Source organism: Acinetobacter sp. V110_1, assembly GCF_031798975.1.
Lineage (GTDB): Bacteria > Pseudomonadota > Gammaproteobacteria > Pseudomonadales > Moraxellaceae > Acinetobacter > Acinetobacter nosocomialis_A.
Window position 1 is genome coordinate 555,273 of the sequence record NZ_JAVQNN010000030.1, and the last position, 17,959, is coordinate 573,231.

The following is a 17,959-nucleotide window of genomic DNA, read 5'->3' on the forward strand; positions in this document are numbered from 1 at the left end:
CAATATTTTATTTCGAGGAGAATTTTAACTGAAAAACCACAATGAATGAATGAGCAATATTGGTCAATTCAGATATTTAATAAAAAACGCGCCTATATCGGCGCGTTTAATCATCTTAAAAGATTAAGCAACTGAATCTTTAAGACCTTTACCAGCTTTAAAGCTAGGTACTTTTGTTGCTTTAATTTGAAGCTCTTCGCCAGTTTTAGGGTTGCGACCAGTACGTGCAGCACGTTCTTTAACACTGAAAGTACCAAAACCAACTAAAGTTACTGTGTCACCTTTTTTAAGTGCTTCAGTAATTGACGCAATTGTCGCATCGAGTGCCTTGCCTGCATCAGTCTTAGATACTCCCCCTTTTTCAGCAATTGCATCGATTAATTCTGATTTATTCATGAATAAAACATCCTCTTAATATCGTTTGTTTAAGGTCCAAGGCTATAGTTTAAAAGGCCATGACGCCTTTATAGCAATGCTTTGGGGGAAAACGCAATACTAGAGCAGAGCTTTTAGCAAAAATAAATGCTAAAAAACTGTTATATATTTGCTAAATCCCTACATTTTTTTACTTTTCATTCAATTTTGCCTTCAATTTCTGATTTTCTTCAATTAAAGCATCTACCTTTATATGCAGTTGAACTAGGAGTTGTTCAATGTGCTGTAAATCCTTCGGAGTAACCAAACCAATTCGATTTAAAGAGTGATTTACACTGGTATCTAAAATTTTTTCGACCTTGTCTTTTGTATCAGACACTGACTCTTTCGCTTTTTCGGTTACTTTACCAACAGTTGTATCGGCTAAATCACCAGTTTTAGACTCGAGCTCTTCACCTACTTTGACTAGAGAGTCAAATAGTTTATTGCCTTCTTCTTCTGCACGAGAAAAAGCACCTAAACCCGCTAACCAGATTTGTTTGGTATACTTCCTAAAATCTAATGCAGACTTCCTAGAACTTTTTGATTTTAATTTATTTTTTTCTCCTTGATCTTCTGCTTGTGTTTCTATATTTCCATTATCCATTGATCTAAGCTCCTGATCGGATGAGACAGACGAAGTCTTATTTAACCACAAAATATTCTTATAATAACAAAGTCAAGACTTGATACATTTATGAAACTGTTCTACAAAACAATCATGTCATGTAAATATATTTAACAGGACATTGTGTTAAGTTTGAGATAGGATGTCTCATTCTCTCAATTAATCTCTAATATTTAAGGATAAACTTTTATGAGTGAAACGCAACAAAGACAAAAACATCCACGTCTGTTGCTGAATATTGTTCTAATTATTTTAGAAACTTTTTTCTCATTTATTCTCACCCACGATGGTGTTCTTCGCTTGCAAGCGAAAAAGTTTATCGCCAACAAAATAACAATCCGTATTAATAGCTATTTGCCATTTTTTGACTTTTATGTGCAATTTACGGAAAAAGGACTGTTATTTGATATTTATTCATATGACCGTCGTATTGATCTAGAAATCAATAGTACACTCATCGATCTTATCAAAATTTTTGCTTTCTCAAACCAACGCAGTTTAAACAACATGCGAATTGATGGTGATGCAGAAACTAAAAAAGAACTTATCGATTTAATCTCACATCTTACTTTACCTAAGCTTCTTGCAGATTGGAAACAATGGTTCAACACACCAGATGATGAAGCCGAAGCCCTAGCTTCACGCAAAAGAATTGCACCTTTACTTGAAAAAATCGATCAACAACGTTCAGAGATAAATTCGTTGCATGTCGAAATTAAACAATATCAAAATCGAATTGCACGCTTACAACAGCGCCAACGCAATATTAACTTGTGCTTTGGTATAATTAGCCTAATATTTATTGCTTATTTCATATATAATTTGTGGGTGGCCTAACTTATTTTTTCTATCTTGATCCTGCACTTGAATTAAAAATAAAAAAACTTGACTATTTTAGTCGGGATTCATAAAATCCTATTATCTAGTCTTAACATGTGTATCGAATCATGCGCCTTACAACTCGCGGTCGCTACGCAGTGACTGCTCTACTTGATTTAGCTTTGCAGCCAACTGAACAAACGATCACGCTCGCCGAAATTGCCGCACGTCAATCTATTTCAGTTGCTTATTTAGAGCAGTTGTTCGCAAAACTTAAGCGTCATGGGTTAGTTTCTAGTGTTCGCGGTGCAAATGGTGGTTACCATTTGGCTCGAAACGCTGATGAAATTACTGTGTTAGAAATCATTGAAGCCGTAAATGAAACTGTTGACGCAACACGTTGTGACCACAAAGGCAACTGCCAAAATGGTGCAATGTGTCTTACTCACGATTTATGGCAAGAACTCTCTCATCATATTGCCGACTATTTAGCCAAAATCACACTTGCCGACCTCATTAGCCGAGACAACGTTCAAACTGTTGCACTACGCCAAAATGTGACTGGCATAGATTCAGCTCTTTTATCGGGTACAGGTATTTGATATGAAACGTCCAATTTATCTTGATTACGCAGCAACCACTCCAGTAGATCCGCAAGTTGCAGAACGTATGATGGAGTGTTTAACTTTCGACGGTACCTTTGGTAATGCTGCATCTCGTTCCCACGCTTACGGCTGGCAGGCAGAAGAAAAAGTTGAATATGCACGTGAGCAAGTCGCAAATTTAATTAAAGCCGATCCACGTGAAATTGTTTGGACTTCTGGTGCAACTGAATCAGACAACCTTGCTCTTAAAGGTGTAGCTCAATTCTATGCATCTAAAGGCAAACACATCATTACAAGTAAAATTGAACATAAAGCTGTTCTAGATCCTTGTCGTGAATTAGAAGAACAAGGTTTTGAAATTACTTACCTAGAGCCAGAGCCACAAACAGGTTTAATTACTCCTGAGATGGTTAAGGCTGCCCTTCGTCCAGATACTATTCTTGTTTCCCTTATGATGGTAAACAATGAAATTGGTACAGTTACAGATGTAGCGGCGATTGGTGAATTAACACGTGCCAACAAAACATTTTTCCATGTAGATGCAGCGCAAGCAGCTGGTAAAGTTGATATCGACTTATCTACTATGAAAATTGATCTTATGAGTTTCTCTGCTCATAAAATTTATGGTCCAAAAGGTATCGGCGCATTATATGTACGTCGTAGTCCACGTGTTCGCTTAAAAGCACAAATTCATGGTGGTGGTCATGAGCGCGGTATGCGTTCTGGTACTTTGGCAACTCACCAAATCGTTGGTATGGGTGAAGCTTTTGAAATTGCAGGCAAAACAATGCATGCAGAACAAGAGCGTATTCGTAAACTTCGTGACAAACTTTGGAACGGTTTACAAGACCTTGAACAAGTGTTCCTAAATGGCCACCCTACTCAAAACGTTGCTAACTATTTAAATGTCAGCTTTAACTTTGTTGAAGGTGAATCTTTAATGATGTCGCTTAAAGATGCTGCTGTATCAAGTGGTTCAGCTTGTACTTCTGCAACTTTAGAGCCTTCATATGTTCTTCGCGCATTAGGTTTATCTGATGAGCTAGCACATAGCTCAATTCGCTTTAGTTTTGGTAAATACACCACTGAAGAAGACATTGACCACGTGCTTACAATTACCAAAGCCGCTGTTGAGAAATTACGTGAACTTTCTCCGCTTTGGGACATGTACAAAGAAGGTATCGATCTTTCTACAGTTGAATGGGCAGAACACTAATTATTGAAATTAGTGTTTTAACCCTCATATTAATATTAGGCTGACCCCGAGGTTTGGAGAAGCGAAATGGCTTATAGCGAAAAGGTAATTGATCATTACGAAAATCCACGTAATGTTGGTGTTTTAGATAAAAACTCTGAAAATGTTGGTACAGGTATGGTGGGTGCACCTGCATGTGGCGACGTGATGCGTTTACAGATTCAAGTAAATGACAGTGGCGTAATCGAAGAAGCACGTTTTAAAACTTACGGTTGTGGTTCTGCAATCGCATCAAGTTCCCTTGTAACTGAATGGTTAAAAGGCAAAACTCTTGATGAAGCTCAAGCAATCAAAAACATTGATATTGCAACTGAGTTAGCTCTTCCACCAGTAAAAGTTCACTGTTCTGTTTTAGCTGAAGATGCAATTAAAGCTGCGATTGAAGATTATCGTAGTAAAAAGTCAAAAGCTTAATTTGTTACCATTATAAACGTTGGAGTTTTCATGATTCATTTAACTGAAAATGCTGCGACTCATATTAGCAATTACCTTAAAAACCGAGGTAAGGGTGAAGGCATTCGCGTTGGTGTGAAAACTTCTGGTTGTTCTGGGTTGGCTTATGTTCTCGAATTTGTAGACGATATCGATGAGCATGATCAAGTTTTCGAACAATTCGGCGTTAAGGTTTTTGTAGATCCTAAAAGCTTAGTTTACTTAGAAGGCTTAGAAATGGACTATGTTAAAAATGGCCTTAATGAAGGGTTCGAATTTAACAATCCTAATAAAAAGGGTGAATGTGGTTGTGGTGAGTCTTTCACTGTTTAATCCTCTCCTTTCCTTTTTCTCATTAAAACAGTGTCTTTCAATAGCACTGTTTTAATGTATTTAATTAACGTGGATCCCATTTCTAATGAATCATTTTGAGTTGTTCAATTTACCTGTGGCACTCGATATCGATTTGGCAAGCTTAAAATCAAATTTCTTGAGTTTGCAACAACAATATCATCCAGATAAAGCCGCAGATAAAGATCAAGCATTGATCAAATCAAGTGAAATCAATCAAGCTTTTAAAACGCTTTCACAAGTTGATAGCCGTGCTGCCTACCTTTTAGCACTTAAAAAGCAAGATCATCATCTTGACCAATCTATTAGTGATTTTGAATTTCTACAATCTGCATTAGAGCTTCGTGAACAACTTGATGAAGCCACATCACCTGAACATTTACGTACTTTAAGATTAGAAGTACAACAATGGATTGATGGCTTAGTTCGTGAATTCAAAATTGATTACAGCGAAGAAGATTGGGCTGAAGCACGTGATACCGTACGTAAGTTGCGTTTCTTTCAACGTGTTTTAAACGATATTGATAAAGCAGAAGATCAACTGTTAGATGAAGAAGACAGCTTTGATTTAGACGATGATTTTTAATTTTGCTTTCTCTACTTTATTTTCAAGGGATTTAACTCATGGCACTTTTGCAAATTGCTGAACCGGGTCAATCCAGTGCCCCACACCAACATCGCATTGCGATTGGTATTGACCTAGGAACAACACACTCATTAGTTGCGACAGTGTTATCAGGCAAACCTAAAGTACTCAATGATGTCCAAAATAGAAGATTACTTCCTTCTATCGTTCATTATGGGGAAAATACAACTCATTATGGTGAAGAAGCTAAACCATTTATTATTGCAGATCCCAAAAATACAATTGTATCTGTTAAACGATTTATGGGTCGCTCAAAAGCAGATATTAAGTTTCAGCATCCTTATGAATTAGTAGGCTCAGAAAATGAAATGCCTGCTTTTGAAACACGTGCTGGACGCAAAACACCAGTAGAAATTTCAGCTGAAATTTTAAAACAATTAAAAGATCGTGCTGAAGACAGCTTACAAAATCCTGTTAATGGTGCTGTAATTACCGTTCCTGCTTATTTTGATGAAGCTCAGCGTCAAGCAACTCGCGATGCAGCTCAACTTGCTGGTTTAAACGTATTACGTTTATTAAATGAGCCGACAGCTGCTGCAGTCGCTTATGGATTAGATCAAGAAAGTAATTTAGAGACCGACCGTAATTATGTAATTTACGATTTGGGCGGTGGTACTTTTGATGTATCAATCCTACGTTTTTCACAAGGCGTATTTGAAGTTTTAGCGACCGGCGGCCATACAGCTTTAGGTGGTGATGACTTAGACCGTCTAATTGTAAAATGGGCAAAAAAACAGCTTAATATTGATGCATTAAGTAATGAAGACTATGCCGTATTTATAGTTGCAGCACGTCAAGCTAAAGAGCAATTATCGACTCAAGATGCTGTTGAATTAAAACTGCTTGATGCAACTCTTACTCTAGACCGACCTACATTTGAAAGCATTATTCAAGTTGCGTTAGATAAAACGATCAGTGTTTGTAAGCGTGTACTGCGTGATGCAAAGCTCGAGTTAAGTGACATTCAAAATGTAGTTTTAGTGGGTGGTTCTACCCGCTCTTATGCAGTTCAAAAAGCTGTACGTGAAGTTTTTGACCAAGAGCCTCTCTGCACAATCAACCCAGATGAAGTTGTGGCAATCGGTGCTTCCATTACAGCAAACCAGTTAATTGGTAATAGCCAAGATGGCTCACTTCTTCTAGACGTAACTCCTCTTTCTCTTGGTTTAGAGACAATGGGTGGTCTGGTTGAACGTCTCATCTCTCGTAATACAGCTATTCCTGTTGCACGTCGTCAAGAGTTCACAACCTATCAAGATGGCCAAACTGCCATGTTAATTCATGTGGTTCAAGGTGAACGTGATTTAGTTGAACATTGCCGCTCGTTAGGTAGATTTGTACTCCATGGCATTCCGCCAATGACTGCAGGTCAAGCACGTATTGAAGTCACTTTCCAAGTTGATGCCGATGGCTTACTCACCGTTTCTGCTCGTGAAGCAACTTCTGGTGTACAAGCTCATATCGATATCAAACCATCTTATGGTTTATCTGAAGCAGATACAGAACGCTTATTAATTGAAGGTTTCCAACATGCTGAAGAAGACAAAAATCTTCGTCATTTAAAGGAAACTAAAGTTGAAGCAGAACGTGAACTTGAAGCTCTAGAGCAAGCATTAAAAGTAGATGCAGATTTACTTGATGAAACGCAGCTCGCAGAACTCAATTCTGCAAAAGAATCATTAAAAGCTCAACTTGAAGGTAGTGATATCCAAGCGATTGAGCAAGCTGTTCAACAGCTTAAAGTATATAGTGACGCTTTTGCAGCATTACGAATGAATCGACATATTGACCATGCCTTAAAGGGCACGAAGCTCGACGATTGGTCAAAATCAAACTAAAAGGTATAGGTGATCAATATGCCACGTATTAAAGTACTTCCTCATGCTCAGATTTGCCCTGAAGGCGCAGAATTTGAGGTTGAACAAAATGCCAATCTTTGCCAAAGTCTGCTCAATAAAGGTATCAAAATTGAGCACGCGTGTGATATGTCTTGTGCATGTACAACTTGCCACGTGATTGTTCGCAAAGGTTTTGATAGCTTAGAAGAAATGAATGATGTTGAAGCTGATCTTTTAGACCGTGCTTGGGGATTAGAACCTGACTCTCGTCTTTCATGTCAGGTTAAAATTGTAGATGAAGATCTTGAAATCGAGATTCCGAAATATACAATTAACCATGCTTCAGAAAATCATTAAGATTTAATGTTAAAAAAAGCTGCTTAAAGCAGCTTTTTTTATTTATATGATTTATATCGAATCTTGCTCTTGATCAATATTTATTGGCTTAACCTCATCTTCGAGTCTAAGCTGAGCAACACCTTGAGTATTAATTAAAGTTTGTTGAACTTTAATGCGTTGAATCATTTTTTCAAGCACTTCAACCAATTCTGGATATTCGTAGTTTTGTACTTCTTCTAAGTTTAATACTAAATGGAAACCTTTATATTCATAATCAAACCATTGCTGATGATCTGACTTGTTCCCTGTATATTTTTCCATGACTTGCCATGTTTTCACTGCACCTTGAATACCTTTTAAATAAATTGGTGTTTTAGGCGCACACAGGAAATCACTTTTAATGAGTTGATAAGTATCATCAGAAATAAGTATTTCATCGATTTCAGCAGCATACTGTAAACGTGCTGCCAAATTTACATCACGACCTACAATCGTATAGGCCATACGATGCGTTGCCCCATAGTTCCCAACGTGGCAATAACCTGTACTAATCCCCATACGAATATGTAAGGCTGAATATCCCATTTTTTTCCAACGTTCGCGCAGCAGCTTCATTTGCTGACGCATCGCAATTGCCATTTCTACGCAAGATTTAGCATCTTGTTCGACACCTTGCGAATTTGGATCTCCAAAAAATATGAGAATGGCATCTCCCATAAATTTATCGACAGTTGCCTCGTATTGCTTCGCAATTTCAGTCATATGACTTAAATAGTCATTAAGCAAGAAAGCTAAGTCATCTGGAATTAAGGTTTCCGACAATTCAGTAAAACCCTGAATATCAGAAAAGAATACGGTCATTTTTTTACGTTTATATTCGATTTTTGCTTCAGCTTCACCACGCATAATCGACTGCCATAGCTGTAATGGTGCATAGCGGCTTAACTGATTAGCAAAAGCGATATAACGCGTCATTTGGTCATAATAATGCTGACGTTGCTGACTAATTTTTTTAACCCAGCGATGTTGGTAATAATTTCCAATGGTTATAAACATCACTAAGCCAAGTAAGGTAATTACCGTTAATTCTTGGCTTGTTGCTTCAAAATATGGATGAAAACCAAATAGAAAAAAAGTACTTAAATAAAAAATAATCGCACCAAGTAAACTCGTTAAACAAATCACTGCAAACGAAATACGACTATTAATTGCTGAGTAAAATAATGCAAAAAGCGCAATAAATGTAGGAACAAGATTGAGGTGTACACCCGCTAGAGTAACTGCTACTACAATTGCATCTATCGCAAAGAAAACACTTTTTTGGGTTTTCTTATCAAACTGGTACTGTAACCAGTGCTCTAATTTAGAACTAACAAAAAGTAAAAAGAGAAAGAAAGGAGGAATATAGATTTGATAATTAGTATCTGGTGAGGTAAAAGCATAGATCACTAAAATCAATGACAGAATTGAATACCCCATCAAACGATGAAAATATGCAAACTGCTTAGGTTCCCGATCTATAAACCTCTCTAATTGCACCCTATCCTCCACATTTCAATGTTGCCACACTCACATGTGGCATGACATTGATTTAATCCATACGCCAATCAAAAGGCATATCACCTTGACCACGTAAAGCAAGCATAAGGGTCTGACGCATGTGAGCTAAAACATCACTTGTGTATGGCACAGCTGGTGTCCCCCACACTGGTTTAGGCCAAGCTACGTCATTTTGATAACGGACAACATGGTGAAAATGTAATTGAGGAACCATATTACCTAAAGCTGCAACATTCATTTTGTCAGCACGAAAAACGCGAGCTAACTGGCTAGATAACCAACTTGATTCACGTAAAAACTGTTCTTGGTCAGCTTGACTTAATTCGTATAATTCCGTGATCCCTGGTACGCGTGGTACTAAAATCAACCAAGGAAATTGCATATCATTCATTAAACGACATGTTGAAAGCGGAAAATCGCCTACAAAAAAAGTATCTTGAGCAAGTTGTGGATGCAAACTAAACATATCTTTTATAAATGACAATAAACAATAATGGCTAATACTATCACATCAGTTTTGATGTGAATATTATTAGTAGCCCGTTTGCTTACAAATAACAATGATTTTATGCACTTATTCATATCTCAAGGTATAAAAAAGTGCATAAAATCCAATCACAACAAAACAAATGTTCCGATCAGCTACCGCTTATTAAAAAAACAGAACTCAAGCATGTAATTCACTCATCAATTTTTGTAGTAAATCATTGATAAATTGAATTCGTTTTTCATAATCTTCAAGCTGCACCATCACTTTTAAGCGCTGTCCACCTTCCATACGATAATAGGTCGGGTTCTTTTGCATGAGTTGAATAATACTAATAGCCTGAACAGGAGTATCTGGTGAAAATTCAATGTTGCCGCCTTGAGTATTAATATCAATTTTTGTAATACCCAAATGCTCCGCTTTTAAGCGGATCTGATGCACGCTAAATAAGTGCTTAACTGATTGCGGTGGAACACCAAAGCGGTCAATAAGCTCCATGCGGATATTATCCAGTTTTTCTTGAGTATCTGTATTACTAATACGCTTATAGAATAATAAACGTTGATGTACATCACCTAAGTAATCATCTGGAATAAGTGCTGGAATATGTAAATTAATTTCGGCAGTTAATGACAATGGTGCATCGAAATTCGGTGTTTTACCTTGCTGAATTGCTTTGGTCGCTTTCTCAAGCATTTCCATATACAAGCTATATCCGATCGCCTGCATTGAACCGCTTTGTTGCTCACCTAACAATTCACCAGCACCACGAATTTCTAAATCTTCCGTAGCGAGCATAAAACCTGCGCCTAATGTGGAAGCGCGTTGAATTGCATCGAGACGTTTTTCAGCATCACCTTTCAAGTGTTTGATTGAAGGCACTAATAAGTAAGCATAAGCTTGGTGATGTGAACGACCTACACGTCCACGCAACTGGTGCAATTGCGCTAAGCCAAGCTTATCTGCACGCTCAATTAAAATTGTATTGGCATTTGGAACATCAATACCCGTTTCAATAATGGTTGAACACACCAGCACATTATATTCTTTGTGGTAGAACTGCTGCATAACTTGCTCAAGTTCACGTTCGCGCATTTGTCCATGTGCTACTGCCACGCGTGCTTCAGGAACAAGCATGCGAATATTTTCAGCCGCTCGCTCAATGGTATCTACTTCATTATGTAAGAAGTAAACTTGTCCACCACGTAATAACTCACGCAAAATCGCCTCTTTAATTGAAGCGTCTGTATGTTCTTGTACAAAGGTTTTTACTGCTAAACGACGTGCTGGCGGAGTGGCAATAATCGACAAATCACGCATTCCCGAAAAAGCCATATTAAGCGTACGAGGAATTGGGGTTGCGGTAAGAGTCAACATATCGACATCGGCACGCAAAGCTTTAATTCGCTCTTTGTCACGCACGCCAAAGCGATGTTCTTCGTCTACAACCATTAAGCCTAAATCTTTAAACTGAACATTTTCTTGTAATAGTTTATGTGTACCTACCACAATATCGACTTTACCATCTGCCAAGTCTTCAATATTTTTTACATGAGTTTTGTTTGAACCGAAACGTGATAACACTTCAATACGTACTGGCCAATCAGCAAAACGGTCTTTAAAAGACTCATAATGCTGTTGAGCAAGTAATGTGGTAGGAACTAAAACTGCAACTTGTTTACCATTTTGCACTGCAACAAACGCTGCACGCATGGCCACTTCGGTTTTACCAAAACCTACATCACCACACACCAATCTATCCATTGGTTTTGCTTGCTGCATATCATACAGCGTGGCTTCAATTGCATTGGCCTGATCAAGTGTCTCTTCATAGGCAAAGCCGCTCGCAAATTGCATATAAAGCGACTGATCCAATTCAAAAGCAAAGCCGGGTTTTGACTGACGACGTGCCTGAATATGTAAAAGCTCGGCTGCAACATCATGAATTTGCTCCAATGCCTTACGCTTTGCTTTACTCCAAGCATCTGTACCAATTTTATGTAACGGTGCTAAATCTGGATCGCCGCCACTATAACGGCTAATCAGATGCAAGTTGGTTACTGGGACATACACTTTTGCATCTTCAGCATAATCCAGTTGCAAGAACTCATAGTCTTGCCCTTCGATAGCCAGTGTAATTAAGCCAGCATAACGCCCCACACCATGATCAATATGTACAACAGGAGCACCAATACTTAGTTCAGTTAAGCTTCGAATTAGAAACTCTTCCGAAACTTCTTGTTGACGCTTACGACGACGCTGTACAACTCGGTGTTCGTAAAGCTGATTTTCTGAAATAACTGTTAATTGATCAGTTATAAGTAAACCACGGTCTAAAGGTGCATTGGTAATCGCAATTGCAAATTGACTGGTTTTGAATTGCTCAAAATTCTCTACATTCGGAATTTCACCCAAACTTGAACGCAATGCATCTTTTAAACTTTCTCGGCGTCCTGCACTTTCCGCAACTAGTAGAACAGGATGGTTTGCTTCATCAATATATTTTTTTACAGCTGCAAATGGTTTTTCTTTTTTTGGATCGACCGGTAATTTAGGTGGTTGCTCAGTTTTAAGATTAAGTGCACCAGCTTTTTCTTCAATCGTTTCTGCACTCACAAGCATTCGTGGAAACTGATTTAAAGCACTCAGCAAATTATTTGGAGAAATAAATAGCTCTTCAGGTGCAAGAAGAGGTTGATCAATATTATGACGTCGATCTTCATAACGACGCATAACTTCTTTCCAGAAGTTAGTTAAATCGGTATCAACATCATTAGTTGTAATTACAATGCAATTCTTTGGTAAGTACGTTGTAAACATACTTTGCGATTGCATTTGTTCTTTATCAAAAAATAACGGTAAATAAAACTCAATCCCTGGAGATGCTATGCCATCTAAGACATCTTGATAAATTGGATTTTTCTTAGGATTTGCTGTCGGGAAAAACTCAGAATAACGATCTCTAAAAACTGACCGTGCTTCTTTTAATGGAAACTCTTTAGCTGGTAGAACAGTAAAACTTTTTAGCGTTGTGGTTGTTCTTTGGGTTTCAGGGTCAAAGAATTTTAAAGAATCAATTTCATCATCAAATAGGTCTATGCGGATAGGAGCTTCTTGCCCAGATGCAAAAATATCCATAATACTACCGCGTACCGCAAATTCTCCATGATCATACACTGTGTCTACCAAGTGGTAGCCAGCCTGAACCAGTCTTAACTTTTGCTGTTCTAAATCAAATTTTTGCCCCACTCTTATATCAAAGTGCTTACCTAAAACCCATGAATAAGGTGCAACTCGTTGAGCCAAAGTACTTGCTGAAATGAGTAATACGCCTTGTTGCGACATATTCGATAAAATTGCAAGACGCTCTGAGACAATATCCTGATGGGGAGATAACCGATCATAAGGCAAGATTTCCCAATCGGGGAAAATTGTCGGTTTTATTCCATAAAACTCAAGTTCACTTTCTAATTGTGCAACATGCTGGTTATTTCGAGCGACTAAAACTAATAAAGAAGAATGCTGAGTCGCAATTTCTTTAAGCAATAAAGCGGCTGATGAACCTAATAATGACCCCACCCAACGCTTTTCACCGGCCTTGAGCTGTTGCAAATTCAATTGAGAGATTTCTTGTTGAAACATGTATATGGCTTTTATGAACTAAAAAGATATGAGGTTAATAGTAGCATGATGTTTTTATTGAATTGAGTTATTTTTCTGAAATCAAGCTACTACTTTACGATACTTTTTTATAGTTCTTAAACAAATGTTTGAACTTATTTATCACGTAGAAACATCACATAATATTGGTTCAATATTTGTATGATTGCTTTAAGTTCAAGTAACTTTTCTTGAGTATTACCCAACCTTTCGACATAACGCTGATTTGCAATCTCTAAGTCAATTTTTTCATTAATTTGTGGCGTAATTTGAAATAACTTACGTAAATCATCAAAGTTCTGTAATTTTCGATTTGAAAAATACTCAATATGCTCTGACCATTTTTCATTAATCACAACATTTTTAATTACGGGTCCACGTTCAGAATCAAAATTAAGTTGATTCTCTTGTAAATATAGCTGCTCTGGTGACTCTTTCGAGCCTTGAAAGAGCTGTGTTAACTTTTTGAACATTTCATCACATCGTATTAGTTTTAATATAAATAATGGAGGCAACCTACTCGCCTCCACCACTTATATCTAATTATTCTCGCGACTATTCGTCACCCAAATCATCGAGAAAATCTACAGTCGGTACGAAAAATAAAGTACCTGTTTGCGCAGTACTAAAGTCAAGTAAACGGTCAAGATGGCCTTGCTCATTTCCTAGGAACATATTTTCAAGCATTTGACGTGTTGTACTAAATTTACGGGAATAACCAATAAAAAAAGTACCATATTCATTTTTTGAAGGGTTCGAGAAAGGCATATTGGCACGCATAATTTTTAGCTCATTGCCTTCAGCATCATGCGCTTTACTTACCACATTATGGGCTGTTAAAGGCTTTTCATCATCACCAAGTTCAATATCATTAAACTTTTTGCGACCTATCACTTTTTCTTGTTCTTCATCGTTTAAAGCACGCCATTTTTCCATGTCATGGGTATATTTTTGAATAAATGCGTAACTTCCCCCAATGAATTCGGGATCTTCACTACCTACTAGCGCCCATTGTGCAGCAATTACAGGTTCAGGGTTTTCTGTTCCATCAACAAAACCAATAATCGCTCGACCATCGAAATAACGAAAACCGTGTACTTCATCAATTGGGTAAGTCACTTTACCCAACTGTTCATTGATTATACTTCCCAATTCATAGCAAAGAGCTTGTCGATCAGCACGAATATGAAAGAATAAATCACCAGGTGTTGAAACAGCTGTGTACTTTGGGCCTTTGATTTCTTGAAATGTTTCTAATTCTTGAGGCTTTGCTTGCTCTGGGAATAAAACATCCCATGCATTTGAGCTAAAACCGAATGTGGCATTAAATTTACTTTCTGGATAACGATTAGACAAACTTCGAGTTAACGCTGAAAAATTGGCAGCAAAATCTTTTACTTTTTCTACAACAGAATCACCTTGAGCTAATCCCAATACAATAAATAATGCATTTTCTCCAGGATGACTCGTTACAGGCTGAATTCTCATACATTCCATAAAACAGGCCTTATTTTGGTAATTTACTGTAGTAATTTAGCATATTCATGTTTTTATCGTACGATTTCTTATTGTACTCATGTCTTAAAAAGAGACTGAATTTGCTCAATCCCTTTTAAGTTTTCTAAATGATCTTAGCTGCCATACTGCTTTTTTAAATATTTTACAATTTGAGCAGATTCAAACATCTTCACTCCCGTATTTGGGTCGACTAGATAAGGTACTTGCATTTTACCTTGCATAATCGGCAACAACTTTTCTCTTTTTCCATCTTTTAAGGGTATATATTTACCCGGTTTTAAGCGAAGAATAGCAGGTCCCATATCTTGCCATCGTTCTTTTGCCACATTGTGCAAAATATAAGGAATTTCAAGCTCACATAGTAGACTTCTTACTACTCTCGAATATGGGCTTGCTTCAAAACTCCATAGTTCAAGTTTTTGCTCAGGCGCAGCTCTATTTACTATTTTTTTATTAATCCATACTCCACGAGCACCGTTTAACAACGTTCCAGCAAATGCCAGATATGGTCTTTTTGGATAATTTGAAAACTTCTGAGGCGTTTGTCCTGTATTACCATAGTGTTTAAATAAGTGATGAATAATATCTTGTGATTCGTATAGCTTATCGCCTGTATTTTCATCAATAAAAAAAGGAAATTGTAACTTGCCACCCATTTCTTTGACAATAGAACGGTATTTCGTTCCACCTTTCGGACATGGATAAATTTCGACATCCAAATTTAATAGTGTAATCACTTCACGAACACGTCGACAAAATGGCGAACCTTCAAATTCATAAAGTTTTAGAGCTTTAACAGGCTGATTAGGAAATGCTGTACCTGTAACCCCTCTACCACCTTGAGCAATTGCGGATGCTACTGCTTGTAGCACCTTAATTTGATGATTCACCATTACACGTTCCTTTATATTGTGGATCTAAACTAATTTTTCCTTAGCAATCACAATTCCATTATTATCTGCATAAATAAAATCACCAGATTGAATTGTGACTCCACCAAAATACAAAGGAATATCAACTTCACCAATGCCCTTACGATTACTTTTTTGTGGAATTGCAGCCAATGCATGTACACCCAAATCTAAAGTTGCAAGTGCATCAACATCGCGTACACAGCCATAAATAACCACACCATTCCAGTTATTTTTAACTGCCGATTCAGCAATCATATCTCCCATCAGTGCGCAGCGCATCGAAGCACCACCATCCACAACCAACACCTTCCCTGTACCATCTGTTGCTAATAACTCTTTTACACGTGAGTTATCTTCAAAGCACTTTACAGTTACAACCTGTCCGCCAAAGGTTTGACGCGCACCATAACTTTTAAAGAACTTACCATCCATTGATGGTATGACCACTTGTAAATCTTTTTCTGGGTTATCATCCAATAAATCACATGTCACAAATGGTACTGTAGACACTTTTATTCTCCCTTATCGAATTTGTTGTATGCTGAGATTATCATATCGTTTAAATGCTTCAATTTGCGTTAGCGCCGCTACGACCATCGTATGAGCCAATTGCTCAGCTGTAACAGGTTTATATTTGAACGGTTTATTCCATTTATTTTCAATAAATTTAAAAAGACTTTGCCCCAAATCTTCCATAAAACGCACATCGCTACGCTTACCAATCAATAAAGATGGTCTGAAAATAGATAGTTTTTCGATACCTAAACTCTCAATATAGTCTTCTAACTGCCCTTTGACCTTATTGTAGAAAATTGGTGAATTTGCATTTGCTCCAAGTGCACTCACAATTAAAAAATGAATATGTTTATCTTGAACTAAGTCTGCAAAGTGGGCATTTATCTCGTAGTCCACTGCATAGAAACCTTGTTTTGAACCTGCTATTTTTAAAGTTGTACCTAAGCAGCTAAATGCGTGAGTATGATCATTTACGTCTTCATCATTGAGCAATAAAAAATCCTCAATCACCAACTGAGTAACTTTTTTATATGTATTAAGTAGTTGTGATTCTTTTCTAACAACAACCGTAATTGCTTCAAATTCTGGTGTTTGTTCAAGCTCTTCAACTAGAGCTAATCCAACGAGTCCTGTAGCACCTACTACAATTGCTTTTTTCGTGCTTATAGTCATTTTTTATTCAACCCTCTTTAAGTTTGTATCAAATTTAACCTTTTCTTACGGTTTTAGCAGCCCCTAAAACGGCTTAAAATGCTCGCAAGGCTTGACTTCACGGTATTGATTCATCACAATATGGCACTTGTTTACGGGCTGGTGATGGTTACACCAGTTTACTGGATTGACCACAGCCCGCCCAGACCAACTTATTTTCAAGGAGTGCAAGAGTGGCAAACTCTGCTCAAGCTAAAAAACGTGCGCGCCAAAACGTAACAGCGCGTAAACACAACGCAAGCTTGCGTTCTATGGTTCGTACTTACATCAAGCGTACTTTAAGTGCAATCGCTGGTGGTGATTATGCAGTTGCTACAGAAGCTTATAAAAAAGCTGTTCCTGTAATCGACCGCATGGCTGATAAAGGCATCATCCACAAAAATAAAGCTGCTCGTCATAAGAGCCGTTTAAATGCTCAAGTTAAAGCGTTAGCTAACTAATTTGAAGTATGTAAAAAAAGCCCAAAAGGGCTTTTTTTATTGCCTATAATTTTATAATTACTCTACTTTATGAAATTTAGATACATCTAACTCGTAAGCTTCGCCTCTCCAAATCCATTTCAATTTACAATTTGGAAATTCATCCCCTTCAAACCATACAAATAGACCTTCCATCATTTCTGGCCAATCTGCCTTTTGTATTTGATTATTACCTGAAATTACGGCAACTATGGCTGCAATAATCGTGTCATGACTTACAGCTAAACTTAGCCCACTTTTTGTTTTAGGATGAGTTCGATAAATCAGTTCTAACACATCTAAAACACCAGTAATTGGATGTTTCATGCCTGGCAAAGCATTATTCACAAAACTATTAATAAACCCGAGTGCTCCTTGTTTACGAAAATAAGGAGCAGCCTGTTGAATATCGAGTACAAAACTTCCCGGCTCTACCAATAAGCCTTGCTCAACAATTTCAATCGTATGCGTATTAGGCTCAGGACTTACACCGTCTGCACCCTCAATCATAAGCGCAGCAGTATCTACACAACGTTGGATTGGACTAGATATACAGTGTTGAATCACACGGTCCGTATTTTTAATTAAATAGCTTCCCCATGCCTGCGCTAGCTCACGCCCTTGAGGAGTAAGTTGCAAATCGTATCCTGCCAAGCCTTGCCCATCGACCAACTCTCTCAGCGAGTGCCGTGTAAAAAGGGTTACAGGGGTTGAAGCATCTGGCAATAAATCAATTGCTTCAAACATGCTTTTAGGCAATAAATCGAGTGCCATTTTATCGTGTCATCTTTTTTTCAATACTTTGTCA

General features: G+C 37.6%; 20 protein-coding genes. 9 read left to right on the forward strand and 11 right to left on the reverse strand.

The window, feature by feature from the left end:
- Positions 1 to 123 precede the first annotated feature (123 nt).
- Both RMA95_RS13550 and RMA95_RS13555 read right to left on the reverse strand, forming a co-directional pair.
- Positions 124 to 396, reverse strand: a complete 273-nt coding sequence (locus RMA95_RS13550) for an HU family DNA-binding protein (protein ID WP_001043034.1) — start codon at positions 394 to 396, stop codon at positions 124 to 126.
- Positions 397 to 565: 169 nt separating this feature from the next.
- Positions 566 to 1,021, reverse strand: coding sequence for a phasin family protein (locus RMA95_RS13555; protein ID WP_263613622.1), 456 nt, complete (start codon positions 1,019 to 1,021; stop codon positions 566 to 568).
- Between the two features lie 210 nt (positions 1,022 to 1,231).
- On the opposite strand from RMA95_RS13555, the gene RMA95_RS13560 reads away from it, so the two are divergent.
- The 8 genes from RMA95_RS13560 (at position 1,232) to fdx (ending at position 7,345) form a co-directional block, all read left to right on the forward strand.
- Positions 1,232 to 1,879: a hypothetical protein gene (locus RMA95_RS13560; protein ID WP_263613621.1), complete on the forward strand. Its 648-nt coding sequence runs from the start codon at positions 1,232 to 1,234 to the stop codon at positions 1,877 to 1,879.
- Between the two features lie 110 nt (positions 1,880 to 1,989).
- On the forward strand, positions 1,990 to 2,463 hold the full coding sequence (locus RMA95_RS13565) for an Rrf2 family transcriptional regulator (RefSeq protein ID WP_004701912.1): 474 nt from the start codon (positions 1,990 to 1,992) through the stop codon (positions 2,461 to 2,463).
- Between the two features lies 1 nt (position 2,464).
- Positions 2,465 to 3,682 carry an IscS subfamily cysteine desulfurase gene (locus tag RMA95_RS13570; protein ID WP_002050229.1) on the forward strand — a complete coding sequence of 406 codons (1,218 nt, stop codon included), beginning with the start codon at positions 2,465 to 2,467 and terminating at the stop codon, positions 3,680 to 3,682.
- A 66-nt stretch (positions 3,683 to 3,748) separates the two neighbouring features.
- Positions 3,749 to 4,135: a Fe-S cluster assembly scaffold IscU gene (gene iscU, locus RMA95_RS13575; protein ID WP_002049835.1), complete on the forward strand. Its 387-nt coding sequence runs from the start codon at positions 3,749 to 3,751 to the stop codon at positions 4,133 to 4,135.
- 30 nt (positions 4,136 to 4,165) lie between these two features.
- Positions 4,166 to 4,486, forward strand: coding sequence for an iron-sulfur cluster assembly protein IscA (gene iscA, locus RMA95_RS13580; RefSeq protein ID WP_002050042.1), 321 nt, complete (start codon positions 4,166 to 4,168; stop codon positions 4,484 to 4,486).
- An 85-nt stretch (positions 4,487 to 4,571) separates the two neighbouring features.
- Complete coding sequence (gene hscB, locus RMA95_RS13585; protein ID WP_218666342.1) at positions 4,572 to 5,090, forward strand: Fe-S protein assembly co-chaperone HscB; 519 nt, start codon at positions 4,572 to 4,574, stop codon at positions 5,088 to 5,090.
- A gap of 38 nt (positions 5,091 to 5,128) precedes the next feature.
- The gene (gene hscA / locus RMA95_RS13590) at positions 5,129 to 6,988 is read left to right on the forward strand and encodes a Fe-S protein assembly chaperone HscA (RefSeq protein ID WP_263613620.1); all 1,860 of its coding nucleotides are present in this window, start codon (positions 5,129 to 5,131) and stop codon (positions 6,986 to 6,988) included.
- 18 nt (positions 6,989 to 7,006) lie between these two features.
- A complete protein-coding gene (fdx, locus tag RMA95_RS13595; protein ID WP_002049779.1) occupies positions 7,007 to 7,345 on the forward strand; it encodes an ISC system 2Fe-2S type ferredoxin in 339 nt (112 codons plus the stop codon).
- Positions 7,346 to 7,396: 51 nt separating this feature from the next.
- On the opposite strand, the gene RMA95_RS13600 is transcribed toward fdx, so the two are convergent.
- From RMA95_RS13600 to RMA95_RS13635, 8 genes are all read right to left on the reverse strand, one after another.
- Positions 7,397 to 8,866: an adenylate/guanylate cyclase domain-containing protein gene (locus RMA95_RS13600; protein ID WP_263613619.1), complete on the reverse strand. Its 1,470-nt coding sequence runs from the start codon at positions 8,864 to 8,866 to the stop codon at positions 7,397 to 7,399.
- 52 nt (positions 8,867 to 8,918) lie between these two features.
- A complete protein-coding gene (locus RMA95_RS13605; protein WP_004701924.1) occupies positions 8,919 to 9,353 on the reverse strand; it encodes an HIT domain-containing protein in 435 nt (144 codons plus the stop codon).
- Positions 9,354 to 9,554: 201 nt separating this feature from the next.
- Positions 9,555 to 13,016 carry a transcription-repair coupling factor gene (gene mfd, locus RMA95_RS13610; protein ID WP_311071282.1) on the reverse strand — a complete coding sequence of 1,154 codons (3,462 nt, stop codon included), beginning with the start codon at positions 13,014 to 13,016 and terminating at the stop codon, positions 9,555 to 9,557.
- 134 nt (positions 13,017 to 13,150) lie between these two features.
- Positions 13,151 to 13,507, reverse strand: a complete 357-nt coding sequence (locus RMA95_RS13615) for a hypothetical protein (RefSeq protein WP_311071285.1) — start codon at positions 13,505 to 13,507, stop codon at positions 13,151 to 13,153.
- 82 nt (positions 13,508 to 13,589) lie between these two features.
- A complete protein-coding gene (locus RMA95_RS13620) occupies positions 13,590 to 14,522 on the reverse strand; it encodes a Dyp-type peroxidase (protein ID WP_311071287.1) in 933 nt (310 codons plus the stop codon).
- Positions 14,523 to 14,665: 143 nt separating this feature from the next.
- Complete coding sequence (locus RMA95_RS13625; RefSeq protein WP_311071289.1) at positions 14,666 to 15,445, reverse strand: glutathione S-transferase N-terminal domain-containing protein; 780 nt, start codon at positions 15,443 to 15,445, stop codon at positions 14,666 to 14,668.
- Positions 15,446 to 15,469: 24 nt separating this feature from the next.
- A complete protein-coding gene (rraA, locus tag RMA95_RS13630) occupies positions 15,470 to 15,976 on the reverse strand; it encodes a ribonuclease E activity regulator RraA (protein WP_311071290.1) in 507 nt (168 codons plus the stop codon).
- A gap of 12 nt (positions 15,977 to 15,988) precedes the next feature.
- Positions 15,989 to 16,654, reverse strand: coding sequence for an NAD(P)H-binding protein (locus tag RMA95_RS13635; RefSeq protein ID WP_311071292.1), 666 nt, complete (start codon positions 16,652 to 16,654; stop codon positions 15,989 to 15,991).
- Positions 16,655 to 16,866: 212 nt separating this feature from the next.
- On the opposite strand from RMA95_RS13635, the gene rpsT reads away from it, so the two are divergent.
- Positions 16,867 to 17,133: a 30S ribosomal protein S20 gene (gene rpsT / locus RMA95_RS13640; RefSeq protein WP_002117906.1), complete on the forward strand. Its 267-nt coding sequence runs from the start codon at positions 16,867 to 16,869 to the stop codon at positions 17,131 to 17,133.
- Between the two features lie 57 nt (positions 17,134 to 17,190).
- On the opposite strand, the gene RMA95_RS13645 is transcribed toward rpsT, so the two are convergent.
- Positions 17,191 to 17,925, reverse strand: a complete 735-nt coding sequence (locus RMA95_RS13645; protein ID WP_311071295.1) for a phosphoglycerate mutase family protein — start codon at positions 17,923 to 17,925, stop codon at positions 17,191 to 17,193.
- Positions 17,926 to 17,959: the final 34 nt, after the last annotated feature.